The organism is Levilactobacillus tujiorum (assembly GCF_012641185.1).
Taxonomy (GTDB): domain Bacteria; phylum Bacillota; class Bacilli; order Lactobacillales; family Lactobacillaceae; genus Levilactobacillus; species Levilactobacillus tujiorum.
In genome coordinates this window covers 1-24,960 of sequence record NZ_JAAXLK010000028.1, presented here as the reverse complement: position 1 = coordinate 24,960, position 24,960 = coordinate 1, and the positions used below count along the sequence as shown (strand labels likewise).

General features: G+C 48.2%; 21 protein-coding genes and 1 tRNA gene. 5 read left to right on the top strand and 17 right to left on the bottom strand.

Going from position 1 to position 24,960, the window contains the following annotated elements; genetic code table 11:
• The first annotated feature begins 64 nt into the window (after positions 1-64).
• Positions 65-1,006, top strand: a complete 942-nt coding sequence (locus HF569_RS11350; protein ID WP_168850565.1) for a glycosyltransferase family 2 protein — start codon at positions 65-67, stop codon at positions 1,004-1,006.
• Between the two features lie 237 nt (positions 1,007-1,243).
• On the opposite strand, the gene HF569_RS11345 is transcribed toward HF569_RS11350, so the two are convergent.
• The 7 genes from HF569_RS11345 to HF569_RS11315 form a co-directional block, all read right to left on the bottom strand.
• Positions 1,244-2,599: a gluconate:H+ symporter gene (locus HF569_RS11345; RefSeq protein ID WP_168850397.1), complete on the bottom strand. Its 1,356-nt coding sequence runs from the start codon at positions 2,597-2,599 to the stop codon at positions 1,244-1,246.
• A 164-nt stretch (positions 2,600-2,763) separates the two neighbouring features.
• Positions 2,764-3,216, bottom strand: coding sequence for a universal stress protein (locus tag HF569_RS11340; RefSeq protein ID WP_168850398.1), 453 nt, complete (start codon positions 3,214-3,216; stop codon positions 2,764-2,766).
• Positions 3,217-3,307: 91 nt separating this feature from the next.
• A complete protein-coding gene (locus HF569_RS11335; RefSeq protein ID WP_168850399.1) occupies positions 3,308-3,568 on the bottom strand; it encodes a hypothetical protein in 261 nt (86 codons plus the stop codon).
• Positions 3,569-3,588: 20 nt separating this feature from the next.
• The gene (locus HF569_RS11330; protein ID WP_168902510.1) at positions 3,589-3,816 is read right to left on the bottom strand and encodes a hypothetical protein; all 228 of its coding nucleotides are present in this window, start codon (positions 3,814-3,816) and stop codon (positions 3,589-3,591) included.
• A 258-nt stretch (positions 3,817-4,074) separates the two neighbouring features.
• Positions 4,075-4,147: transfer RNA gene (locus tag HF569_RS11325), tRNA-Arg, on the bottom strand.
• Between the two features lie 56 nt (positions 4,148-4,203).
• The gene (locus HF569_RS11320; protein ID WP_168902509.1) at positions 4,204-5,535 is read right to left on the bottom strand and encodes a DEAD/DEAH box helicase; all 1,332 of its coding nucleotides are present in this window, start codon (positions 5,533-5,535) and stop codon (positions 4,204-4,206) included.
• 13 nt (positions 5,536-5,548) lie between these two features.
• The gene (locus HF569_RS11315; protein ID WP_168902508.1) at positions 5,549-6,550 is read right to left on the bottom strand and encodes a Gfo/Idh/MocA family protein; all 1,002 of its coding nucleotides are present in this window, start codon (positions 6,548-6,550) and stop codon (positions 5,549-5,551) included.
• 166 nt (positions 6,551-6,716) lie between these two features.
• Here HF569_RS11315 and HF569_RS11310 point away from each other — a divergent pair, with 166 nt between their 5' ends.
• Positions 6,717-7,085 carry a DUF4828 domain-containing protein gene (locus tag HF569_RS11310; protein WP_168850403.1) on the top strand — a complete coding sequence of 123 codons (369 nt, stop codon included), beginning with the start codon at positions 6,717-6,719 and terminating at the stop codon, positions 7,083-7,085.
• Between the two features lie 724 nt (positions 7,086-7,809).
• Here the strand turns inward: HF569_RS11310 and HF569_RS11305 are convergent.
• Together HF569_RS11305 and HF569_RS11300 are read right to left on the bottom strand one after the other, a co-directional pair.
• Positions 7,810-8,571 (bottom strand): GH25 family lysozyme, encoded by a 762-nt coding sequence (locus HF569_RS11305; RefSeq protein WP_168902507.1) that lies wholly within the window; start codon positions 8,569-8,571, stop codon positions 7,810-7,812.
• A gap of 126 nt (positions 8,572-8,697) precedes the next feature.
• Positions 8,698-9,480, bottom strand: coding sequence for a MurR/RpiR family transcriptional regulator (locus tag HF569_RS11300; RefSeq protein WP_232842622.1), 783 nt, complete (start codon positions 9,478-9,480; stop codon positions 8,698-8,700).
• Between the two features lie 334 nt (positions 9,481-9,814).
• On the opposite strand from HF569_RS11300, the gene gntK reads away from it, so the two are divergent.
• From gntK to HF569_RS11285, 3 genes are all read left to right on the top strand, one after another.
• Positions 9,815-11,365, top strand: coding sequence for a gluconokinase (gene gntK / locus HF569_RS11295; RefSeq protein WP_168902506.1), 1,551 nt, complete (start codon positions 9,815-9,817; stop codon positions 11,363-11,365).
• Between the two features lie 166 nt (positions 11,366-11,531).
• Entirely contained in the window at positions 11,532-12,890 is a 1,359-nt protein-coding gene (locus tag HF569_RS11290) for a gluconate:H+ symporter (protein ID WP_168902505.1), read from the top strand.
• A 346-nt stretch (positions 12,891-13,236) separates the two neighbouring features.
• Positions 13,237-14,571, top strand: coding sequence for an APC family permease (locus HF569_RS11285; RefSeq protein ID WP_332870978.1), 1,335 nt, complete (start codon positions 13,237-13,239; stop codon positions 14,569-14,571).
• A gap of 812 nt (positions 14,572-15,383) precedes the next feature.
• Here the strand turns inward: HF569_RS11285 and fucP are convergent.
• From fucP to deoC, 8 genes are all read right to left on the bottom strand, one after another.
• Positions 15,384-16,739, bottom strand: coding sequence for an L-fucose:H+ symporter permease (gene fucP / locus HF569_RS11280; protein ID WP_168902503.1), 1,356 nt, complete (start codon positions 16,737-16,739; stop codon positions 15,384-15,386).
• A gap of 61 nt (positions 16,740-16,800) precedes the next feature.
• A complete protein-coding gene (gene rbsD / locus HF569_RS11275) occupies positions 16,801-17,196 on the bottom strand; it encodes a D-ribose pyranase (RefSeq protein WP_168902502.1) in 396 nt (131 codons plus the stop codon).
• Positions 17,197-17,540: 344 nt separating this feature from the next.
• Positions 17,541-19,073: a gamma-glutamylcysteine synthetase gene (locus tag HF569_RS11270; RefSeq protein WP_168902501.1), complete on the bottom strand. Its 1,533-nt coding sequence runs from the start codon at positions 19,071-19,073 to the stop codon at positions 17,541-17,543.
• Between the two features lie 436 nt (positions 19,074-19,509).
• Positions 19,510-20,808, bottom strand: a complete 1,299-nt coding sequence (locus HF569_RS11265; RefSeq protein WP_168902500.1) for a pyrimidine-nucleoside phosphorylase — start codon at positions 20,806-20,808, stop codon at positions 19,510-19,512.
• A 32-nt stretch (positions 20,809-20,840) separates the two neighbouring features.
• Positions 20,841-21,806: a sugar-binding transcriptional regulator gene (locus HF569_RS11260; protein ID WP_168848795.1), complete on the bottom strand. Its 966-nt coding sequence runs from the start codon at positions 21,804-21,806 to the stop codon at positions 20,841-20,843.
• 158 nt (positions 21,807-21,964) lie between these two features.
• Positions 21,965-22,672 (bottom strand): purine-nucleoside phosphorylase, encoded by a 708-nt coding sequence (deoD, locus tag HF569_RS11255; RefSeq protein WP_168848794.1) that lies wholly within the window; start codon positions 22,670-22,672, stop codon positions 21,965-21,967.
• A 22-nt stretch (positions 22,673-22,694) separates the two neighbouring features.
• The gene (locus HF569_RS11250) at positions 22,695-23,882 is read right to left on the bottom strand and encodes a phosphopentomutase (RefSeq protein WP_168902499.1); all 1,188 of its coding nucleotides are present in this window, start codon (positions 23,880-23,882) and stop codon (positions 22,695-22,697) included.
• Between the two features lie 30 nt (positions 23,883-23,912).
• Positions 23,913-24,602, bottom strand: a complete 690-nt coding sequence (deoC, locus tag HF569_RS11245; RefSeq protein WP_168902498.1) for a deoxyribose-phosphate aldolase — start codon at positions 24,600-24,602, stop codon at positions 23,913-23,915.
• Positions 24,603-24,960: the final 358 nt, after the last annotated feature.

Below are 24,960 nucleotides of genomic sequence, written 5' to 3'. Positions count from 1 at the left end.
ATTTAATGGCAAGCCCCCCATATTTGAGGTAAGATGGTATCGTTGTGTGAAAGGAATGTCTGTGATGAAAAAGCTTAGTCTGGTCGTTCCTTGCTATAACGAGGAGGAGTCTATTCCATTATTTTACCGAACCGTTAGCAAGGTGATCAACGCCATGAATACCCCTACTCCGACTGTAGAGCCCGAGTATATCTTCGTGGACGATGGGTCTAGCGACCGCACCTTAGAAGAAATGAAACAGCTACACCAAGAACATCCGGAAACTGTCCATTACCGGTCGTTTTCGCGAAACTTTGGGAAGGAATCCGCGCTCGCCGCAGGATTACAAGCCACCACTGGTGATATGGTCGCCGTGATGGACGTTGACCTGCAAGATCCACCAGAGCTCTTGCCTGAAATGGTCGATTTAATTGAAAACCGGGACTATGACTGTGTGGGGACCATCCAACAGGAACGTCGTGGTCAGAGTCGCCTGCGTGCATTTCTCTCACGAAGTTTTTACAGCGTCATCAACTGGCTCTCGGACGTGCGGATTGAACCTAACGCCCGCGATTATCGGTTAATGACGCGCCAGTTCGTCGACACCGTGCTCTCCTTGCCTGAATTCAATCGTTTTTCCAAGGGGATTTTCAGCTGGGTTGGTTTTAAGACCACCTACCTGACTTACGAGAGTCAACCTCGAGCTGCTGGGACAACGCATTGGAGTCTTCGTCAATTGTTTGCCTACTCCATTGAAGGGATCATTGACTTTTCTAATGCACCGTTACGCCTCGCCACCTGGGTTGGCAGTCTTTCCTTCTTGGCTTCAATTGTGGCCTTGATCTTCGTGATTGTCCGCGCCCTAACCGTTGGCGGTGCCGTTGCAGGCTGGCCTTCCCTGGTCGTGATTCTACTAGCCATTGGCGGAATTCAACTGTTCTGCCTGGGGATCCTAGGCCAATACATTAGCAAGATTTACCTTGAAACTAAACACCGACCGAAGTACATCATTCGCGAGGAAAAATAATAAAAAAGCTGAACCAACCTTCAGCAATCTATTCGGGGCCAAAGGAGGTCGAGACAAACGTCTCGACCTCCTTTTGATTATCTGCCAGTGGCTAAAACCATTCAGTAATTATACTGCCTACTAACATTTACAATTAGCCGCACGGACGGCATCCGTTTTCTAGACTAAGCAAAAGAGCCCGCACAGCTGAGGGGTACCCCCAACTACGCGGACTCTTTCATTAAAATGAAATTGAATCTAGTTAATAATGGCATTCATCAGCATAACCATTCCTAAACCAACGACGGAAATAACTGTTTCCAGCGTGGTCCAGACTTGGAAGGTCTGCTTAACACTTAAATCAAAGTATTCTGAGAACATCCAGAAACCGGCATCGTTAACGTGTGATGCGGCCAGTGAACCGGCCCCAATCGCCAACGCCACCATGACTGGATCTGCGCTCAACGTGGTCATCAATGGCAAGACTAACCCGGCAGAGGTCATCCCGGCAACCGTCGCAGATCCCAATGAAATCCGCAAGATAACCGTGATTAACCAAGCTAACAGGATTGGGGACAGGCTTGAGTGCATCATCAATTGTTGCACGGCCTTCCCAACACCACCATCGATCAGAACTTCCTTAAAGGCAGACCCACCGGCGATAACCATCAGTAGCATTGCAATCGACTTAACGGCATCTTCCAGGGTCGCACTGATTTGCTTCATCGTCCGTTGACGGTGGAAACCCATGGACCAAATGGCAAACAGTAAGGCAATCACCATGGCAATGACGGGGTTCCCCAGCATTGCCACGATCGCATCCACCCCATGTGGGTGTTTAGGTGCCGCCCCACCATCAACCACCAGTTGATAGATGGTTGCGGCTGCCATGAAGACCACTGGGAACAGTGACGTCAACACGGACAAACCGAAGCCTGGCGTTTCCTTCAGGTCAAATTCCTTGACTTCACCAAAGGCAGGTAAAGACTTCTTAATCACGAACAGATCTGGATTGAACCGCCGAATAACGCGCGTCCAAATTGGACCGGCAACGATCACACAAGGAATCGCCACGATAATCCCGATCAACAGCATTTCTCCGATGTTGGCACCCAAGACCGTTGCCACGGCCGTTGGTGACGGTTGTGGTGGCAAGAATCCTTGCGTAGCCGACAACGCAGCCGCCATCGAAATCCCTAAGTACAGGAATGGCACTTCAGCTTCCAAGGCAACCGCGAAGACGATTGGCGTTACCAGAACTAACCCAACTTCGAATAGCAGGGAAATCCCGATCAGGAAGGAAGCCACCACGATGGCAACTTGCAGCCGCTTCTTCCCGAACAGGTTAATCAACGTCCGGGCAATCCGGTAAGATCCACCGGCATCAGCAACTAGCCGACCGATCATCGCCCCGAACCCAAAGACGATGATCAGTTCGCCCATTGAGCTACCAATCCCGTCCTTAATCGAGGTCGCAATATCGGCGGGGTTCATCCCTAGTCCCAGCGCTACCAGCACTGAGGTAACAATCAGTGAAACAAAGGTGTTTAACTTTACTCGAATGATTAAAAAGAGTAACAGTAAAATACCTAAAATCAAAACGACGAACTGCATGCTAATTTTCTCTCTTTTCCTATGCTCGATTCAGAATCTCCCAACTCAGTAGAGCTGGGAGATTCTTTTTGCATAAGACCCATTGTATGAAAAAAAGTTTCTCAATGCAAGGGCTTACTTGTATATATTTTTCACATGCAGTGGCTAAAAGTCCGCTAGGTCGCCTACCGAACAATCATCACAGAGATTGGAGAATATTTTGCCATGTAAGCGGCTTGACTCCCAAAGTACTTCCGCACGCCAGTCTGTGACAATGAGCCGATCACCAATAAGTCTGGCTTAACTTCCGGAATAATGTTCTTCACAATGGTTTCTCCGGGATCGCCTTCACCGATAATGATCGATACCTTTTGAATACCGAAGCGTTCAGCCAGTTTTTGATATTGCTGTAAGTGTTTTTGCAAATCGGCCCGTTGCCCATGAACGTAATTCTTACTCAACGCTTGGTAGATGTTCATGTTATCTGATTCCAGTACGGAACAGATGACCAACTCACAATTGTCAAACTTGGCCCGATTCATTGCGTAGCGAAAAGCCAGCTGTGCATCAGGTGAATCGTCTACCCCAACTAAAATTCGACTAAATTTCTTAGGATTCATTGATTCTGAATTTTCCATCGAAAATCCTCCTCTTGTTTGAATACCTTTATTATAAAGGAAAACGGTACCAAACGCGAAAATTCTGGGAATTTTTTCGTTCAGTACCGCTCTATTTTTTGGTAACGGGTGGGTCATTGCGGCCCATCGCTTGTTTTAAGTGACGCAATCCCCAAAAGATCAGAATCCACAAAAGCCAATAGGCGACTAAGATACCGACAAATAGGCCCCAGACCCGCCAATCGTGATACTGCCAGAGCCAGACCACCAACAAGTCACGGTGGCTAAATAGGCCAATAAGGTCCTTAATGACCCCCAAAAACAACGTCAAGCCTAGCCAATTATTGGCATCGCTGATCGCCTTACGCAACATCCAATTCCTCCCCAGGAATATTATTTGTTCTTCTTGTCACCTTTTCCTTGAAACATCCCCCAGCTCTTCATCCAACCGATCAGGAACATGATGATATAGAAGCCTGCCGCAATCGTGGAAAGGACGGCGAAGATCATCTGAATGATCCCGACGCCCCCTGAAGCTTGTGCCCCACTGAAGAACCAGAAATACCACGCCAATACCGACCAGAAAATTGCGCGGAATAATAATTTATAACCAACACCCATGCCAATGACCCACTCTCTTAATATTTTTTCTTTCCATATGTACAGGGCATTATCTACAAGAACAAGCCCCATCTCTTAGCGCTATTTACAATAAAACTTATATTATATTCTGGCACGGTTAATTTTAAAAGTAAAGCGCTTTTATAATTCTTCTCTTAGCCACAACAGTGTTAAACCGCAACTTCCACCTGCTCACCAAAAGAAAAATCGCTCCAAAATAGTTTAGAGCGATGCAAAACACTATCAAATTAAATAAAATGGCCCCACCCGGACTCGAACCGGGATCATTCGCTTAGGAGGCGAGTGCCCTATCCAGTTGTGCTATAGGGCCAATAAAAATAATCCGTTATCAAGTTTACCACGGATTATTTTATTTCTAAAGACTTATTAATTCTGTGAATCGCGGTCGCGCCACTTTTTGCGCATCCCTTTATTCTTCGTATGACGATTCTTATGCTTCTTCTTTTTAGTTGGGTTAGGCTGTTGCGCAGGTGCCGCTGCTGATTTTGCAGCGGCAACCCGTGCCGTCCCCTTCGCCTTAGGCGTGTGAACACTGGCCGGCGACTCAACTGATGCCGCACTCGACGTCTCTGCTGCCACGGGTTTAACGGCCACCGGTTTCTCCGTCGTTAACGTCCGGCCGCTGAAGTACAGGGGAACCAATTCGTAATCCGTTTCCTTCAGCAATTTCTTCAAATCACGCAGGTCATGATCATCACCTAAACTGATGACTTGTCCAGGTTCGCCCATGCGGCCCGTCCGACCCACACGGTGGACATACTCGTTGACGGAAGTTGGCAGATCATAATTGATCACCGCCGGCAACTTGGGAATATCCAATCCCCGGGCAGCCACGTCAGTCGTCAATAACAGGCGTGTTCGGCCCAGACGAAAATCTTGCAAGGCTTTCTCACGCTGAACCTGACGCAGATCACTCGTTAAGCTTGCCGCCGATACGTGATCGTGGTAAAAGCGAGTAGCTGTCTGCCGCAACGTATTGGCCTGCTTGAAGAAGACCAATGCCCGAAAGTTTGGCATTGCCAGGAGCCGCTTCAACATTTGATCGCGTTTTCCCATGCCCACTTGCAGCAGGCCATGGCGAACCTCCCCCTGGGTCTGATCCTCCTGGCGAACGTCGATTCGTTCAACCGTTTGGCCGAACCATTGGTCCAACTCGTGGAGAATTGGCGTGTCCGTGGCGGAGAAGAAACCTAACTGAACGTCCGCCGACATCGTTTGGGCAATGGACCGGACCGTATCCAACGTGTCCCCCGTCAGCAGGTCGTCCGCCTCATCAACAATCAGCAGTGAAACGAGGTGCAATTTTAACTTACGGTCATTGACCAAGTTGAGCACTCGTCCCGGCGTTCCCACCACAACTTCGGGCCGCTTCTTTAGCCGCTCTGCCTGACGCTTAACATTAGCGCCACCGGTCAGGGCAACGACCTTTAAATCAAGAAGTTTGGCCCAGTCACGCATAACCCGGCTGGTCTGAATCGCCAACTCCTGAGAAGGTTCGAGGACAATGAGTTGGGTCCCATCCCCCGGCAGCAAGTTAGCTAGCGCCGGTAACGTAAACGCCACCGTTTTACCCGAACCAGTTGGCGCCAACCCTAAGACGTTCTGATCGCCCACTAACGGGTCATAAACAGCCGTCTGAATTGCGGTCGGCTCAGTATAGCCTAGGTCTTTAAAATGCGCCTCAAATTGTTTTAACATGTTTTTCCTCTTTCTAGTGTTGATCGGCTGGGAATTTCAAATTAGCGGAGACCCGGAGATCAAACAGAACTTGGTTGACCGTCAGACTCCACTGTAACCAACGTTGGTAGTCCGCCACATTTTTAGCGTCCGTTGGATTTTCCAAAATACGAGCAAAGTCTTCCGCCTCAGGCAACATTGGATTGGCCAAGTCGGCCGCACTCAAATCCGTCGTCTGCCCCTGGGCGTCCCGTTCCTCAACGTGTGTCAACTCACCAGCACTGTCGATCGTAATGGTTTCCTTCAAGCCATAAATTTCTGACAACGCATAGGAGTTCGTCGTCTTACCAAAGTTTACCGTTACGTCAAAGTCGCCATACCGCAGGACTGCCAAGCCCTTACCGTCGGCACCCGTAGCGATAATGGTTGGGAAGAAGGCCACATTTTCTGGCTGACCAAATAACGCAATCGCCAAATAGATTGGATAAACCCCTAGATCTTGCAGTGCACCGCCGGAGAATTCCTTAGTGAAGACATTTGGCCGTTCCCCATTCAAGACATTATCGTAACGAGAAGAATACTTCATGTACGTCAACGCTGCGCCTTGCACCGTTGGTAACGCCGTCAAGGCCTTTTCAATTGCCTTAAAGTTTGGGGTGTGCACGTGCCGCGCCGCTTCAAAGTACTTCACGGTTGGGTGTTGCTTTAATTCGGCCATAATCGCCGTCATTTCACGCCGGTTGCTAAAAGCAGGCTTTTCGACGATGATCGAAATGTCGCGATCAATCGCGGCCATCGCTTGTTTGAAGTGGAGACTGTTGGGGGAAGCGATGTAGACCACGTCCAAGTTGGCAGTGTCTAACATCGTTTCATAATCGGTGTAGCCCTTTTCAGCGTGGTTCTTAGTGGCGAAGGCATCCGCCGTATCCTGATGCCGCGAAAAGACACCAGCTAAGGTGTACCGCTGTGATAAGGCAACTGCCTCAACTAATTGTTGCGTAATCCAGTTTGTTCCTACAGTTCCAATGCGAATCATTGCAATCCCTCCATCAATTATCTGTCATTAACTTTATTCTAACAGTCAGCTTGCACGAGGGATAGCCACGAATTAAATTTCTTCCAAAACTAAGTGAAAAATGACGTGTTTTCTGTCCAAAAATGTTATATTGAGAGTAACTACTAATTCAAGGGAGGGATTACCGGTGAAAGGTCGGGAGATCGCATTATTTGGCATTTCACTCGTAGCTGGTTTGACAGGCGGATTCTCATTACGCAGAAAGAAGAAACCTCAGCCCAGTGAATCGCCGTTATTTTATGTCGGTACGTGGCAGTTTGTTGACCCCCACAACCAGCGGCGTCACCGGTTAGAAATTAGTCCTAATCTTGACGTGCAGATTGATAACCACCCATTGCAAGTTTCCGTCAAAAATTTGAATGACACGCAGCTTACTTTTCAAGATAAATTTGGCTATCACCTGACGATTCACGCCAACGAACGTCAACCAATTTCCTTTTTCGATGAAGCCGATGACTGTACTTACGCAATGCAGCCGTTAGAATCAGCTGATTAAGCCGCTAACATACAACTCATTCTGGACACAGCCACCGTCGCTGTGTCCTTTTATTTTGCCATGATTGTCGCCCTTTTAGCTTTGCCTAGCAACAACCGTAGCGTTAAAGTTAGGCAACATAGAGGTCCCTTCGCCTTACCGGCCGGCAGCCATGGGCTGGAACGGCACGAACACAACTTGAAGCCTCGAAAGACCCGAGTCTACAAGCTTGGTTTTCTACTAAGCCAGTAAACAGTTCACTTACTAACTAAATAGAACGACGCGCCTGAGCCCATATCTGCCGACCTCACGGCTTACACGAGTATTTTTAGGCAACTGAGATATGACTGTCGCAGTCGTTATCAAACGAACTGAAAACACTGAGTAACCACGCTTTCTCAACTGTTGCCTAGGAAAAACGCCATCAGAGCCGGAGGAGGCCAGGGATGGAGCCAGCCGTGAAAGTGGTGTTAGCTGGTGATTTTTCAGCCAGCTTACAGCACGGGCGACTTTGAAGACACGTGATCTTCGTGGCTTCAAATCGAGCGAGAAGACTGACGCCCTTCCAGGCTGAAGCGTCCCCACAGCAGGCGGAATTTCTGGCAGCCGGAGCGCGGTCAATTTAATCTAGTTTAACGGTACGAATGCCTCTCACTACTGAGAGTACTTTATCTTTCAATCCATTTAGAAATAGCAGGCTGAACATCTTGTTCTGTTCAACCTGCTATTTTTAATCCCGTCGTTTTTATTTCGTAAAAGCATGCCACTCGCGTTGACTGCCGTTAAACACCGATCTAGCCACCGGCAATTCTTGTCCATTCTGGGTCACCGTGCCGTTGGCTTGGTACTCGATCAGTTTAACCTGCTGTGAGTGCCCCGATAGCTTGCCACCAGCGGTCCAATAATCCTGCTGCGGCAAAACCGGCTTCACGAACTGGTTGAGCACGGCACGACTAGCAAAGATCACGACTCCCTGATGATAACGGCGATTCAACCGGGTCACCAATTGTTTCAGTTTCTGTCCTTGCGTTGCCATCGTTGAATTACCGCTGTTGTATTTGCCATAGTAACTAACTGCTACCATGATCGGCAACGTTCCCGTATTCCGTTTCACCGTACTCGTAAAATGAGCGTACTGCCGTTGCGCTGACGTGGTGAAGCTAAACGTATGGGCCACCCCCACCTGAATGCTGGCACCTTGGGAGCGCGAATAGTTATCGCTAAAATCATCATCGGTATACGTCGCGCCAGAGGTGGCCTGCAAATACACAAACGTTTCGTGCTTCGCTAGCTGCTGGAAATCCAGATAACCACTGTCTTGATTAACGGTCACCCCGCGAACCGGATAACTGGCAACCTGGGCACGCTGATGGGCATCCCATTGGTACCAGCCCCAACCGCCACCAATGATGAGGATCAGTATGAATACCGTCACTAACCAACGACGGGATCGGCGCCGACGTCGAAACGTATTATCGTATATGGGTTGATAGTCACGTCGTTTCACCGTTGATCACCATTCTCCTTTACGTCATCTCACTAGTTCTCAGCGGGTCCGCGCCACCATCACCATAAGACAAAGACGGCATCACTTCCCCGATCTGGAAGGTATGCCGTCTATTATACCATGAGTCTACGAATCATAGCGGGTCTGTTCAATAACATCGCGAACGCGAGTCAAGACTGGTTTTGTACGTGAAGAACTGCGCAAGACAGTCATCATAAAAAGACTATCCAGGATGGTCATCTGCGAAATCAACGAATACATCCCTTCAGAACGGTACTTGACCTCATCCGTGAGTGATAGGAAAGTTACGGCCGCAGCCTGAGCCAATTCCGATCCACTGTAACTGGTAATGACGATGATCGCCACACCATTGCGCTTTAACTCCCGCACAATTTCTAGCGTTTCGTGATTCCGACCTGAATGTGAAATCACAATCGCACAGTCCTGCGCGTTCATCCGGGCTGCTTGCATCAGCTGAATATCATAATCCGGATGATAGGTCACATTGAGTGGTGTCCGAAGAAATTTGTGATAGCCGTCCAAAGCAGCCACGGCGGAACCACCTAACCCAAAGAATGCCACCGTTTTTGCATTGATAATCTTGATCACGGCGCGAGCTAAATCGTCTTCGTTCAGCGCCTCATTCGTGGCCCGCAACGAATTCATAGAGAAACGGAAGGTCTTATTAGCAATCGTCGCGAGTGAATCCCCTTCGGCCAGTTCCGGAAAACTATTCTGTTGCGGCGTCATCTCTGCAGCTGTATGGGCCAAGGCCATCGTGAATTCCCGATAGTTTGAGTAATTCATGCGTTTGACGAAACGGGAAATCGTCGCCGTCGACACCCCCGTGGCACTCGCCAATTCCTTAATCGTCATTTCACTGACCACTGCCGGATTGTCCAGTGCCAACTGGGCTACCTTTTTTTCTGTTCGAGATAACTGATCATACGTCCCCCGAATCTTTCCAATGGTTGAGCGTGCGATAGTCGCCGCCCCCTTCCAACAATTTTTAAAAGATTACCTTTTGTAAACATTTTACAACATTTCACTTGAAATGTGAAACTTCTTTTCATATAATGGGCGAGACGGAAATTTTACATCTGCGCGGTCAATTGACCGTTTGAGTCACGATTATGGCTTTTTGCAAGCGTTGTCGTTGCGTTCTCCGCAATGATGCGTTATCGTACTTTTCAGGATGATTTTTTTCATTTAATAATTGAGGCACCACGAAAGGAAGAGCACTATGGACTACATGATTGGGGTCGATATTGGCACGACCAGTGTTAAGACCGTTCTCTACGATACTGCGGGCAAAATGCAAGGTTATTCAAATAACCTGTATCCCCTCTACCAGGACGTCCCAGACATGGCGGAAGAAGACCCAGAAGAAATCTTCTCTGCCATCATTGATGGGATGACGACCGTTTTACGGAAGGCTGATTTGAAGCACGGCGATCTTCACGGGGTTTCCTTCTCCGCTGCCATGCACAGTCTCATTCTGTTGGACGAGAATCATAAGCCACTGACGCGCGCCATCACCTGGGCCGATAACCGGGCTGTTAAATACGCCGACGAATTACGAGAAAATGGCGTCGGCAAACAACTTTACGAAAAGACCGGGACCCCGATTCACCCAATGACGCCACTGAGCAAACTGATCTGGCTACGTCACGAAAAGGCTGATCTGTTCAAGCAAGCGCGTTGGTTTGTGGGTATCAAAGAATACGTGATCTACAAATTATTCGGTGTCTTGCAAGAAGATTACTCGATCGCCAACGCTACCGGGCTATTTAACATCTTCAACATGGACTGGGACGACCAAGCCTTGGAAGTTGCCGGAATCACCCGGGAACAGCTGCCTAAGCTGGTCGATACCACTGATCAATTAACTGGTATGAAGGCGGACTACGCTGGTGTGATTGGGATTGACCCCGAAACACCATTCGTCATGGGTGCTTCAGACGGTCCTTTGGCCAACTTAGGGGTCAACGCGATTGATCCTGGCGTCGTTGCCGTGACCATTGGAACCTCTGGTGCCGTCCGGGTTGTCACCGATAAGCCGAAGATTGATCCTAAGGGCCGGGTCTTCTGTTACTACCTGTCCAAAAATCACTGGGTTGTCGGTGGTCCGGTCAACAACGGTGGGATTGTCTTCCGCTGGGTCCGTGACCAACTCTTTGCCCCAGAAAAGCTGACCGCAGAACAGATGCACGTTGACTCTTACGACCTGTTAACGGAAATCGCGGAAAAGATCCCTGCCGGCTCCGATGGCTTGATCTTCCACCCATTCTTAGGTGGCGAACGGGCCCCTATCTGGGACGCCAACGCTCGTGGTTCCTTCTTCGGTCTGACCCGGACGCATTCTCGGGCCCACATGGTGCGGGCAGCCCTCGAAGGGATTGTCTACAACCTTTACACCGTGATGTTAGCGCTCGAAGAAGTCGTAGGGAAACCTTCTAGCATTCAAGCAACTGGTGGCTTTGCCCGCTCCGCTCTCTGGCGGCAAATGTTAGCGGACATCTTCGAACAAGATGTGACGATTCCCGAGAGTCCTGAAGGAACGGCCTTAGGGGCAGCTACCTTGGGGATGTACGCATTAGGTATGATCGACAACCTCTCCGTTGTGAAGAACTTCATCGGTGTGGCCAATGTTCACCACCCTAATCCAGAAACGTACAGTGCTTACCGGGCCTTGGTTCCGATCTACATTCGCCTCAGCCGGCAATTGCAATCTGAATACAAGAATATTGCTGAATATCAACGGACTCACGTAAACATTTCCGATAAGAAATAAATGAGCCCCTTAAATTTTCAGAAAGTAAGTAAACTAATTAAAAAATTTATGAAACGTTATTGTGGCGATTTCAGAACTTATCAGGTACAATAATGTTTGCTTACAGTGAGAAGCCGGTGCTGATGCATCGGCTTTTCATAAATCTAAAAATGAAAGGGCTTACCTTATGGAACTTATAGCTTTAGTCATCGGGGTCATTTTTTTATTGGTTTTAATCATCAAATTTAAAATCAATACTTTCGTCTCCCTGATCTTAACCTCCGTCCTCACTGCGATTCTACTGGGGATGGATCTCACCAAGATTGCTGCGACTGTTGAGGCCGGGATTGGTAGCCAATTGGGCGAACTCTCCTTGGTCTTTGGATTTGGTGCCATGCTGGGTCGGTTAGTTGCCGACGCCGGTGGGGCCTACGTGATTGCTACGACGTTGATCGATAAATTCGGGAAAAAGCGCTTGCAAATGGCCATTATGGTTGCTTCATTTATTCTAGGGATTGCGCTCTTCTTCGAAGTCGGGATGGTCCTCTTAATCCCTATCGTCTTCGCGATTGCCATTGAAGCCCAGGTTCCAATTCTTTACCTGGGAATCTCTATGGCCGCTGCTTTGTCTGTTACCCACGGCTTCTTACCGCCACATCCCGCACCAGTTGCCATCGCCGCCATTTTAAATGCCAACGATGGAAAAGTGCTGCTGTTCGGGCTAGTGGTCGCCATCCCTAGTGCCATTGTGGCAGGACCAATGTTCACGAAGTTGGCGCAACGCTACGCACCAGCGGCATTCGAACGGAAGGGTAACCTCTCCTCTCTGGGTGAGGTCAAGACGTTCAAACCGTCTGAGTCCCCGAGCTTTGGATTATCCGTGCTGACTTCCCTCTTCCCCGTTATTCTCATGGCGATCACCACGATTTACAAGATGACCGTCGACGGTGGCGCCACGCCTACCAAGAATGCGTCGATGCTGGATCAGATTGTCGCCTTAATCGGTGATCCGGCCATTGCCATGCTGATCTCACTGATTGTCGCCATGTTCACCATGGGTTGGGGCCGTAACCGTAAGACCTCCGAGATCATGGCCTCGATCGAAAATGCCGTTAAATCAATTGCTATGCTGCTCTTGGTTATCGGTGGTGGTGGGGCCTTCAAGCAAGTCCTCATTGATGGTGGTGTTGGTAAAGAAGTCGCTAAGATCTTCATCGACACTAATATGTCACCCCTTCTGCTCGGCTGGTTAGTCGCCGTAGTCTTGCGGATCGCTTTGGGATCAGCGACGGTATCCGCGCTGACCGCTGCCGGGATTGTCGCGCCCCTGATGGCTCAGGCCGGGGTGGACCCTGCACTGATGGTACTTGCTATCGGCGCCGGATCATTGGCGGCTTCCCACGTGAACGATGCCGGGTTCTGGATGTTCAGAGAATATTTCGATTTGACGGTTAAGCAAACCCTGAGTATTTGGACCGTCTTGGAAACCGTGATTTCTATCGTGGGTCTCCTGATTGTCTTACTCCTAAACCTCGCCTTTCACTAGGGTGATCTTCACAAATTGATATTTTAGAAAAACAGCTATATCTGCAAATGGTTGGCAGCTCGAACTATCGAGTTGCCAACCATTTTTTTCTGATCGCCTATTAGCTTAATTGGATTTATATTTGGAGCACGTAGCCGCGGCAGCACTACCCCTGATCCCTTTATCATTAAATTTATGGTATGAAATATATTGAATATCGACTACCAATCTGACATAATAATTCTACTTGACCATAACGCTCGCCCGGAGAATCCATCCCCGGAAAAATCAATTTCCGTGTACACGAAGCCCCAGTTTCCGTGCTATAATGGTTAAATCTAAGCATTTGAGAGAAAAAGGAGTCTTTATTTTGGCAAAGGAGTTACGCCGCGAAATCGGCACGTTTACCGCCCTCGCTACCGTCATGGGAACCGTCATCGGTGGTGGGGTCTTCTTCAAGACCGCTAGCGTGGTGGCCGCCAACCATTCCGCTAACATGACCCTCGTTGCCTGGCTACTGGGGGGCCTGCTCACCATCTGTGCTGGTCTTACCAGCGCAGAACTTGCCGCTGCTATTCCGCGGACCGGTGGGGCCATGCGCTACCTTGAATACACCTACGGCAAGCCCGTGGGTTTTCTCATGGGTTGGGCCCAAATGCTGGTCTACTATCCGGCCAACATTGCGGCCTTATCCATCATCTTTGGTGTCCAGTTCGTTAACTTGTTTCAGATTGACACTGCTTGGAAATTACCGATCGCTATTATCTGTGGATTGAGTCTGACCGGTTTGAATTTCTTAGGTGCCCGAGTCGGTGGCCGTGTTCAGTCGATCGCACTCATTTTCAAACTCATTCCCATTGTGGTCATCGTTATCTTTGGCCTCTTCGCGCCAGCGCACACGACCATTCAGTTTTGGCCAATCACCACTGGCGACCACATCGGCTTCGGTGGGGCCTTTGCCTCCAGCTTACTCGCGACTATGTTCGCCTATGACGGCTGGATCAACATTGGTAATATTGCTGGCGAAATGAAGCATCCGGAACGGGATCTCCCCCGGGCGATTGTTCTCGGGCTGGCTCTCATCACCGTGGTCTACACGCTGATTAATCTGGTTTTCTTACGGACGTTACCCGTCGACATGATCGCCGGCAATCAAAACGCTGCGGCTGAGGCTGCCATGCGTCTCTTCGGCGAGTTCGGGGGTAAGTTAGTGACCATTGGGATTCTCATTTCCGTCTACGGGGCCATTAACGGCTACACGATGACGGGGATGCGGGTACCTTATGCACTCGCTACCGAAGACAGTCTGCCCTTGTCCAAGTACTTTGGTCGCCTTTCTCGGCGGACATACGTCCCTTATTTTGCCGGTAGTGTCCAATTTGGGATCGCCCTACTGATGATGTTAATGGGCAGCTTCGATATTCTGACCGACATGTTGGTCTTTGTCATGTGGCTCTTTAACTGCCTGATCTTTATCGCCATCTTCGTTCTGCGCAAACGCGAACCGGAACTGAGTCGGCCATATAAGGTGCCTGGGTTCCCAATCATTCCCTTGATTGCGTTGGTCGGCGGAATCTTCATCGTCGTCACCACCCTAGTCACTGAAACTGGACTGGCGGTCACTGGCCTCGCATTGACCCTGATCGGTCTCCCTATTTACTTTATCCACCAACGGCGGCGCAAACCGTCCACTGAAGAATAATTTTTAGCCTAAATAACACCGCGAACTGTTTGAAGATAACGACAGTCCGCGGTTTTTATTAACCCTTAAAGATTAGAGAAAAAGTTTGGTGTTGAAGCTTGATGTGGTCAGAGTAACCGACTGAAAAGCACTCTAAACCAGTCACCTGCGGCTGGCAGAGATTCCGCCTGCTATGGGGACCGCCTGCGGCCTAAGGAGCGGTCCTCCGGCTCGGTTGGCAGCCCGGGAAACCACCGGTCTCCCAACACGTCCCACGCTGTAAGCCGAGAATCGGCTAACACCGTCGACATAGCTGGCTCCACCTCTGCCCTCCTCCGGTTAATGGTAGCCCTTTGAATGACAGAACGACTAACCATTTGGTTCACCATCATTTAACCAATGATGGTCGCTAACTTCCACCTAGCCGAGAGTGAGTCAACTTTGAGCTCAGCCGTGGGATTTACCAAGTGGGTTTTCTTGGTAAATGGCGGCTTTGAGACGTGATTCTCGGCTCAAAGCGAGGTTCGAGACCGCTCTATGGCTCGAGCCGTCCTCCCCACAGCGCTCCAGCTCAAATTTGGCGAACGGTAAGGCGGCAGCTCCGCACAATAGACAGAAACTCTGGCAACAGCTTTCGGTCTTTCACTTTTTGTCTCTAGCTGCGGTAAGTTCACTCAGTAAGGTCCCCCTATTTTCATGTGGTTATCAGTTACCGTTGTCATAGCTGCCAGCCCAAAATACGTCTGCAGTCTACGCATTATTATTTTTTCTCGCATAGTTGCAGAAAAAAGCCAGTCGGCAAAGAGCGCGACTGGCTTCTGTTAACTGATAAATTAGTGTTCTTGCACTTCGTCTGGGTGTTTCTTTTCGAAACGGTGTTCGAAGAAGAAGTACAACGTGATCAAAGCGTAGCAGAGCGTTGGGACAACGAATGAGAATTGCATTGAACCAGAAGCATCTGATACCAAACCTTGGATGGCTGGGATAATTGCCCCACCGATCAAGGCCATAACGATGATGGCACCACCAGTTTCCGTGTAACGCTTTTCTTCGATAGCATCCAACGTGTGGGTGTAGATCGTTGGCCATTCTGGGCCGAAGAAGAAACTGGTCAAGATTGCTGTGTAAACCGCAATCATGTTAGGAATCGTGAACGTCACAACTAATGCCAACGTCCCCAACAGAGAGAACCAGGTTAAGACACCAGTAATGGAGAACTTGCTCATGAAGACATTGGCAACCAACTTACCAACGAACCATGCAATGTAACTGTAGATCATGAAAGTTGAAGCAGCACTATCGGTAATCTGATGGTTCAAGTTCAAAGCCAAACGAATCGTGAATGACCAAACCGTCGTCTGTAAACCAGCGTAGAAGAATTGCGTTAAAACACCCTTCATGTAACGCTTGTTGTGTGACAGGTACTTGATCGTTTCGCCTAAGCTAGGACGATCTTCAACGGCTTCATCGGAACCTTCAACCGTCTTGGTTGCCTTAGCGCGAGGCATTGGTGATAAGGCAAAGATAACGAACATCACAATCAGCACAATCAAGATGTACTTGTATGGCCGTAATGTCAGCTGCAACATCTTTTCACCATAAGCTAAGCGTTCTGCTCCGTGCATCGTGCTCATCTTGTTAGCCAAGTTATCAACGGAACCGAAGATCAGGTACTTACCTAAAACGATCCCCATGATGTCGCCTAGTGGCACCAACGTTTGGGAGAAGTTTAACCGCATCGTTGCATGTTCCTTAGGTCCAAGCATGGAACTGTAAGTATCACAGGAAGTTTCCAAGAAGCTCAAACCAATGGCAATCGCAAAGATCGCAACTAAGAACATACTGTAAGTAGCCAAGTGAGAAGCTGGGAAGAATAACCCACAACCCACGATGTAGAAGATCAGCCCGGTCATAATAGCAAATTTATAACTGTTCTTTTTGATGATTAATGAGGCTGGAATGGCAATTAAGAAATAACCACCGTAGAAGGCACTTTGAACGAACGCCGTCGCAGCATCGTTTAACATGAAAACCGTCTTAAATTGGGTGATTAAAATATCATTTAAACTAGCGGCCGTCCCCCACAGTGGGAAGATCAATGAAACTAGAATAAATTGGAAAAGCGGGGTTTTGCTCAGGTAGCCATCGGCCAACTGAGTCCAACCGTGCTTAGATTCTACTGCTTGCATGGTAAAGACTCCTTTATAATGAAATTAAGGTAAAACGTTTTATGAATGCTAAAAATCAAATTTAGAAAGTTACGCCGGATTCAAGAATAATGTTAGAGAATGGCGTCATTTCACCAGTCCGAACAAAGGCGTGGGTTTGTGCTAAGTCCTTCTTCAATTGGCTGTGTGGCATGTATTCGATGTCCACGTTAGGCATCAATTCCTTGATAGCCGCCAGTTGTTCTGGGTTTTGCGTCTTGATTTCTTCAGCTAAGTAAATCTTTTGAACTTCAAGTTCAGCTAAAACGTTCTTCAAGACATCCTGGAAGCTAGGCAATTGCTTAGTCAAAGCTAAGTCAATCTTCTTAGTTCCCATAGGAACGGGCATCCCTGCATCACCGATACTTAACCAGTCCATGTGGCCCATGCCGGCAATTACCGTAGATAATTCGGAATTAATAACGGTCGTTTTCTTCATTAGATATTTCTCCTTTTTAACTAAATTGATCACTGGTACACGTGCAACCCTTTTCCAACCGTCGTCAATGATCAAAGGATTGGCCTTTGTTTTTGACAAATTAGTTGACTAAAAATCGTATGTAAACCGTTTTACGTTAAGCGACATCGTTTACAATATCATAAAACTAAAAGGCTTTCAAGACCCCTTAACCAATTTGTGAAGCAATTCATTTTCAGAAAACCGTACAAAAAATGCCCCTCCACATAATGGTGAGGGGCGTTTATCGTTGCTATTACTGACATTGACTGTGAAAATATTTTTCATTGCTTTATCAAAATTCTGCTATCTTTTTACCAAAATTATTATAAATTATTTTTTTGTGGTCCCTCTACTGGCAGCGCCTGTAAATCAGGGAACAGTCGGCGCAACAGTTCTTCTGGCGCCTTGCCCATGGTATCACGTTCCTGTAGGACCTGCGTAATGCCATCGAAAGTAAACATAAACATGTCCTCACCGTCTTCGTCGCGCACCTGGTAAAACCGAATGCCTAGCTGTAACGCCGTCATGATCAAACGCTGGGTTTCAGTACCCAACCGCGGCGACTGCGGCAGTAATCGTGCCGCTGTAATTCGATCGTGATACCACTGCCGGGCAACCCGCTGACCAAAGGCCATTAGACTGCCATCCTTAATGTACGTCACCAATTTAGCGGCAGGTGTGAGTTCGGGGTGCATGAGGACTTCTTCAAGATCGTCAATCGCGCCCCACTGCTCATTGTGCGCCTGCAGTTGATCCGCCATTGCTCGCATTTCCCGAAAGACCCGTTGACCACTGGCCTGAAATTGCGTGGCCGACCGTGGATCTTCTAATGCTACTAGCTGATTACGTTGCCGGCCAGTTGCCAACAGCTCCAACGCTTTCCCAGCTGGTAGCGGCTGGGTCATCAGATAAATCATAAACATCTTTAGGAAATACAGGGCGTGGCGACTAACCCCATTAGGCGTCCACGGGGTATTATCGAAATCTCGTAATTCAAGATATTGGATACCACCAGTCAGGAAGTCTTGCGCATTAGCCTGGCCCTTCAATCTGACCGGTCCATAAAATTCGTGAGCGGAAAAGTACGTTCCCTCATCAATCTTTGCCTGGAGTTGTTGTAAATGCCGATCCAGCGACGCATACGTCACCTGTTCTTCCGGCCGATTAACGAAGCCAAACCGACTGTTGCGAATACTCCGAACAGGCCCCGCCAATTCAGCCGGTGGCGTTTCAAAGAAACCCGCTTCAGCAATCGGACTGGCGCCAAAAAGATAGGTTAACAACCATTGGTAACGCACAAAGTTTTGCGCGATCCGAAAGTACAGCGCGTTTTTAAAAGCGACGATCGTCTCAAACTCATCCGTATAGTGACTAAATAACCGATGAATGACGGGATCGGGAAGACTGTAGTTCACGTGAACCCCCGTCATGCAGCCGTGCTGTAACCCATACTTCTTCACTAAATATTCACGGTACGGCTTAACGGCCGGCCGCTCAAAATGATCAGCCACGAATTGTAAATCAGTCTCGTCCATCACTGGCGGCATACTCAGCGGCCAGATTCGGTCATCCCCTTCCAAGGTACGGTAGGCGACCGTCTGCAAGGTATCGAGCTGATCCAACGTTCCCCCGATATTAGGGTTGGGGTCCGTGATCACCTCTAATTGGCTTTCCGTAAAGTCCGTTTGAAAATAAGGATGGAAAGTCCGGGACCCAAATTTGCTAGGATGAGGCCGCCGACTCAACCGCCCCTGCTGGTCAATCCGCTGTTCTTCCACTTCCAATCCTACAAGACTGTGATACAGCTGCTCCGCTAAATGTTCTTCTCGAATAACCGCTAATAAATTGTCCAGCATGGCGGTAACATCCCCTGTCGTTCATATGGTTTGACTATACCCTAAAGTTTAAACAAAAAGTGGCCGGCTGTCACTGATATTGTCCGCTTTTCAAAAAATAAAACCGATTCGTAACCTTTCCGCACGGACCATCCCTGATCGGTCAACTTGTCGCCCATTAATGCGTTATTCAACATAACAATTAATCCATATAACTATGCCATCATTTCTTTCTTCCTATTAATGATAGTCCATCAATCTCTCCCAAAAACGAGATAAAAAAGAAGCCGACGTCGTAAACGTCAGCTTCTTCAATACGTGTGTGGTTAAAACATCAACGGGAAAATCTGCGATTAACTGATGTGGTCAACACCGCGCGTTGCCGTAATTAACCAGTGCTCAGCCAGAAAATCATTAATTACTGCGACTTTCAGGGTTATCCACACCTAGTTAATCTTTAACGGACCGTTTCGTGAATCAACGTAAATGGTTTGGCAGAATCACTGATCTCAATGTTAGCGTATAACAGATCCTTAATGTCATCGACATTCTCACGATCACTGTAGATCGTTAACAGGGGTTCACCAGCGTCAACCTTGTCGCCAACCTTCTTGTTCATCATGATTCCAACGGCATAATCTAATTGATCATCCGCCTTCTGACGGCCGCCGCCTAGCAACATGCTGGCAACACCCATTTCATCGGCTTCGACCCGACTCACAACACCGCTGGTCTTAGCAGGTAGTGGAATCTTGTACTTGGCTTGTGGCATGATTTCTGGATGGTCAATGACACTTCGGTCACCGCCTTGTGCCTCAATCATGTCCCCAAACTTCTTCAATGCAGAGCCATCTTCAATCGTTTGCTCACACATCTTCCGTGCTTCCGCCATGTTGTCAGTCTTACCTGACATGACTACCATGTAAGACCCTAGGGTCAAGACCAAGTCCGTAATATCAGCTGGAGCTTGTCCCTTCAATAAATCAATGGATTCTTTGATTTCCAGCGCATTACCAATGGCATTCCCGAGCGGTTGGTTCATATCGGAAATGATGGCCATACAATTCATGCCAACACCCTTACCGATACCCACCAAGGCTTTGGCTAATTCACGAGAGTCATCCAAGGTCTTCATAAAGGCCCCGGAACCGGTCTTCACATCAATCACCAACGCATCGGTGCCTGAGGCAATCTTCTTACTCATGATCGAGCTGGCAATCAAAGGAATGGAATCAACCGTATCCGTCACATCTCGCAGTGCGTAGATCTTCTTATCGGCGGGGGCAATGTTACCCGTGGCCCCGACAATAGCTAATCCTTGATTCTGGACTTGCTTAATAAAGTCGGCTTCACTGATTTCAACTTGGTATCCTGGAATCGCTTCCAATTTATCCAAAGTACCACCAGTATGGCCTAAGCCCCGGCCGGAAATCATGGGCACTGGGATGCCTAGGGCCGCAACGATTGGCGCTAACGGAATACTCGTCTTATCACCGACACCACCCGTGGAATGCTTGTCAACCTTAAGGCCATCAATACTTGACAGGTCCAAGTGATCCCCGGACTTCATCATTGCCATGGTCAATTCGGAACGTTCCGCATCCGTCATATCCTTGAAGTAAGTTGCCATCAAGAAGGCACTGGTTTGGTAATCAGGAATTTCACCAGAAACAACGCCGTCTACGAAAGTTTGAATTTCTTCCTTAGTTAGTTCGCCACCGTTACGTTTCTTATCAATAATGTCAACCATTCTCATATTTCAGCCACTCCATTTCTAATTAGATACCTCTACCGAGACGCCGTGGTCGCGGTAACCTTTAGTAGTTGTGCTGCTGCGTGTTGATCAATAATCAAACAATTAGGGTAACCACCCAATAACGCTGCCTTGACTGCCGGGATCTTGGCATCCCCAGCCGCCACCAGAATCGAATGTTCTTTCTGCCGTAAATCATCGAGACCAATTCCGATCGTTCGCTCGTTGAGTTTAGGATCAACGATTTCACCATTTTCGTCAATATACCGGGAGAAAATATCCCCCACCGCATGGGCCTGCAGAAAATCTTTCTCTTGATCTTGCAAGTAGCCCAATTGGAAAACCAACGCTGAACTCCGAACCGTTCCGACCGAATAAATGGCAATATTAGCTTTCTTACCCAGCTCAAGTAAATACTGAATGTGTCGTTCTGCTTCCACCAATTCCTTAGTTTGTTGGTGGTCAAAGATGACCGGCAGGGGCAAATACTGCGGAACCGCGTGAAAAGCATTGGCAAAGGCGTCAATACTTTCATAAGCGTACGTATGCTCCGTCGAATAGCTCACACTTCCCTTGAGCTGAATCACTTCAACACCCGTTAACGTATCTGGCTGCAAGCTCGAGCCAATCGCATAAATGGTTTTCCCCCAGCCGATCCCGATAATATCGTGTTCGGACACGATTTCCTCGAGATAATGTGCCGCGTACTGACCAACCGTGTTGAGCAGCTCACTGGCTGCAGTTAATTGGGTTGGGACCACGTGAACTTCTACGTGGTAGGCACGCGTCAGAGCCTGTTCCAAAGTCTGGACATCCTGAACGGGATCCACAATTTGAATCCGAACAAGGCCCTGCTCTCTGGCAAACTGAAGTAACCGCGAAACGGTTGGCCGGGAGATCCCTAATTGGTGGGCAATCTGACTTTGACTCTGATCTGATTGGTAATACATCTTAGCAACGGCCAAGCTCTGTGCCAGTCGTTGATCCGTGGTCTCCGCCATCATATGCCCTCCTTTGGTTATTCTGAATTTTTCGTTGTTTGCTAAAACTGGTAGCCTAGCACCACGTTCAAACTGATCAGCATCAGCCACCATGATGTCACACTACCAGTTTTATCAGTGCTCATTTAGTGGCAAAACCACCAGTTATTAGCTTGTGACTAGTCAGCGATTGCCGCTTCCAAGGCCACTTTAATCATGTCGTTGAATGACGTTTCCCGTTCTTCGGGACTGGTCGATTCACCCGTTACCAAGTGGTTACTAATGGTCAATACGGACAACGCCTTAACGTGATACTTCGCCGCGATCAGGAACAGCGCTGCTGATTCCATTTCCGTCGCAATCACACCATAGTCCACTAATTTTTGCCGATCCATTTCATCGTTATAGAAACGATCTTCAGCCAGGATATTCCCAACTTTGACTGGAATCTGCATATCCTTAGCAGCATGGTAAGCGGCATCCAACAAGCCAAAGTCACTCAACGTTGCGTAGTAAATTCCCCCGCCAAACGTGTTGTGAATGATGGCTGAATCAGTGGTTGAGCCTTGCGCTAAAACCACGTCGCGGACATGAACATCTGGACTCATCCCGCCGGCCGTTCCAACGCGGAACAACTTTTTAGCGCCGTACTCATTGATTAATTCATGGGCATAAATCGAGATGGATGGAATCCCCATCCCCGTTCCCTGTACGGAGATCCGGTGGCCCTTGTAAGTTCCGGTATAGCCAAAAGCGTTCCGAACCTTATTGTAGCAGACAGGGTTTTCTAAGAATGTTTCGGCAATGTACTTCGCCCGCAATGGATCACCAGGCATTAAGACAGTATCGGCAATATCGCCCATTTTTGCTTCCAAATGGTTACTCATGATGGTTTCCTCCTTGGTTGCTTTACTTCAAGTCAGCTAAGAAACTGTGACCAACGTTGTTGCCAGCCACGCCAAAGTTATCCAACACAGTTGCGCCAAAGTCTGAGAACGGTGACCGGATGCCTAAGCTCCCACCTTGCTTGAAGCTTGGTGAGTAGACAACCAATGGTACAAATTCACGGGTGTGATCCGTCCCAGTATAAGTAGGGTCGTTCCCATGATCGGCGGTAATCATTAACAAGTCATCGTCATGCATATTTGCCATCACCGTGCCCAGTCGTTGGTCGAAGTCCATCAGTGCTTGACCAAAACCTTTAGGATTACGACGGTGACCGTACATGGCATCGAAATCAACCAAGTTGATAAAGCAGAAGCCCGTGAAGTCTTCTTGCATCACGTGGTCGACGTGATCCATACCATCCATGTTGCTTTCGTTATGGTAGCCTTCATCAATCCCATGACCAGAGAAGATATCGTTAATCTTCCCCACACCGACAACGTGAACGCCAGCTGCTTGGAGTCGATCCATATCGGTTTCGCCAGTTGGTTCCAACGTGAAGTCACGCCGGTTAGCGGTCCGGGTAAAGTGTTCGTTATCTGGCCCAACGTATGGCCGTGCGATGACCCGACCAATCAAGTTGTCTGGTCCGTTCACGATGGAACGCGCGTACTCACAAATCTTGTAGAGTTCGTCCAATGGAATAACTTCTTCGTGCGCGGCAATCTGTAAGACGGAATCACCCGACGTGTAAACAATCAAATCGCCAGTAGCCATCTGTTGTTCACCTAATTCGGCGATAATTTTAGTTCCTGATTCAGGACGATTCCCAATCACCTTACGACCGGAAAACGTTTCCAATTTCTTCAATAAATCAGCGGGAAAACCATTAGGGTAGGTGCTCAATGCTTTGCGCACTGGCAGGCCCATCATTTCCCAATGGCCATCCATTGAGTCTTTACCGGCAGAGATTTCTTGCATCTTGCCATAGTAAGCTTTGGGCGCATCAGCTGCGGGAACACCTTCGATGGGTGTATCCCGGAGATTGGATATCCCTAATTTAGCCAAGTTCGGTAAGGCTAGCTTGCCCGCATAGTAATGACCTACGTGACCCAGCGTATCAGCGCCCTCGTCACCATAGTTCACAGAGTCCGGTGCGGCCCCCGTCCCGACAGAATCCATAACTAAACCAAAAATTCGTTTGAACTTCATATCCGTATCCCCACTTTCACTTACTAAATTCTAATAACCTGACTTCGTTCCAGTAGCTTCACCGGTTAAGATGGCTACCGTTGCACTGACACCTAAACGACTGGCACCAGCATCAATCATTGCCAACGCTTCGTCCTTGCTGTGAATCCCACCAGAAGCCTTCACGCCTAAGCGATCGCCAACCGTTTCACGCATTAATTTAACGTCTTCCAGCTTTGCACCAGCAGTTGAGAAACCAGTAGAAGTCTTAACGAAATCAGCACCCGCTTGTTCACTTAACTTGCAAGCACGAATGATTTCTTCATTGTTCAACAGGCAAGTTTCCAAGATCACTTTCAACAGTTTACCTTTGGCGTGAACGGCTTCAGCTAAAGCCAAAATATCTTTGCCAACTTTATCATTGTTACCCGCTTTTAATTCGCCGACGTTGATAACCATGTCGATTTCTTCGGCACCATCATCAATGGCTTTGTTGGCTTCAAAGACTTCACTGTCGGTTGCCATAGCGCCTAGTGGGAAGCCGACAACGGCGATTGGGTTAACGTCGCTATCCTTCAATTGCTCAGCAACGAACGGAATCCAGTAAGAGTTCACACAGACAGATGCTGTATCAAATTTCTTAGCTTCGTCACAAGTCTGCTTGATGCTAGCTTCAGTAGCATCCGCCTTTAAGTTAGTGTGGTCAATGTATTTTGCTAATTGTGCAGTCGTTAATGTCATAATATGAAACCCCTTTCATTTATCACAATTAGCATAACGGATTCGTGCACGTTTGTAAAGAGAAAATTTGAAATTATGTTCACGGCACTCCCAGATTGTGCGCTAGTTAACAAATATTTTTATATAGTTTTGCGTTAAACGTTTTACTTTGAAAGCGCATTCTTAAGCCGTTTGTACAAGTTCGGGTTTTCTGCTAGTTTATGCAAAATTCTGCTTGTGATAATTTAAAAATTTTTATTCGGGGTACTAGGGACTGTCTGAAAACTAAAAATTCAGGTATAATCTGAGGAAAAACGAATCGAGGCATTCCGATGACAACACCTAAACGATACGAACTAGAAGATGCTCAGTGGGACCG

Bases quoted from the DNA above. Each gene is read 5' to 3' on its own strand.
- HF569_RS11345 (WP_168850397.1), bottom strand. From the start codon at position 2,599: ATGCAGTTCGTCGTTTTGATTTTAGGTATTTTACTGTTACTCTTTTTA.
- fucP (WP_168902503.1), bottom strand. From the start codon at position 16,739: ATGCAAGCAGTAGAATCTAAGCACGGTTGGACTCAGTTGGCCGATGGC.
- rbsD (WP_168902502.1), bottom strand. From the start codon at position 17,196: ATGAAGAAAACGACCGTTATTAATTCCGAATTATCTACGGTAATTGCC.
- HF569_RS11250 (WP_168902499.1), bottom strand. From the start codon at position 23,882: ATGAAGTTCAAACGAATTTTTGGTTTAGTTATGGATTCTGTCGGGACG.
- HF569_RS11270 (WP_168902501.1), bottom strand. From the start codon at position 19,073: ATGCTGGACAATTTATTAGCGGTTATTCGAGAAGAACATTTAGCGGAG.
- HF569_RS11320 (WP_168902509.1), bottom strand. From the start codon at position 5,535: ATGTTAAAACAATTTGAGGCGCATTTTAAAGACCTAGGCTATACTGAG.
- HF569_RS11340 (WP_168850398.1), bottom strand. From the start codon at position 3,216: ATGGAAAATTCAGAATCAATGAATCCTAAGAAATTTAGTCGAATTTTA.
- gntK (WP_168902506.1), top strand. From the start codon at position 9,815: ATGGACTACATGATTGGGGTCGATATTGGCACGACCAGTGTTAAGACC.
- HF569_RS11350 (WP_168850565.1), top strand. From the start codon at position 65: ATGAAAAAGCTTAGTCTGGTCGTTCCTTGCTATAACGAGGAGGAGTCT.
- deoC (WP_168902498.1), bottom strand. From the start codon at position 24,602: ATGACATTAACGACTGCACAATTAGCAAAATACATTGACCACACTAAC.
- HF569_RS11315 (WP_168902508.1), bottom strand. From the start codon at position 6,550: ATGATTCGCATTGGAACTGTAGGAACAAACTGGATTACGCAACAATTA.
- HF569_RS11335 (WP_168850399.1), bottom strand. From the start codon at position 3,568: ATGTTGCGTAAGGCGATCAGCGATGCCAATAATTGGCTAGGCTTGACG.
- deoD (WP_168848794.1), bottom strand. From the start codon at position 22,672: ATGAGTAACCATTTGGAAGCAAAAATGGGCGATATTGCCGATACTGTC.
- HF569_RS11290 (WP_168902505.1), top strand. From the start codon at position 11,532: ATGGAACTTATAGCTTTAGTCATCGGGGTCATTTTTTTATTGGTTTTA.
- HF569_RS11260 (WP_168848795.1), bottom strand. From the start codon at position 21,806: ATGGCGGAGACCACGGATCAACGACTGGCACAGAGCTTGGCCGTTGCT.
- HF569_RS11265 (WP_168902500.1), bottom strand. From the start codon at position 20,808: ATGAGAATGGTTGACATTATTGATAAGAAACGTAACGGTGGCGAACTA.
- HF569_RS11330 (WP_168902510.1), bottom strand. From the start codon at position 3,816: ATGGGTGTTGGTTATAAATTATTATTCCGCGCAATTTTCTGGTCGGTA.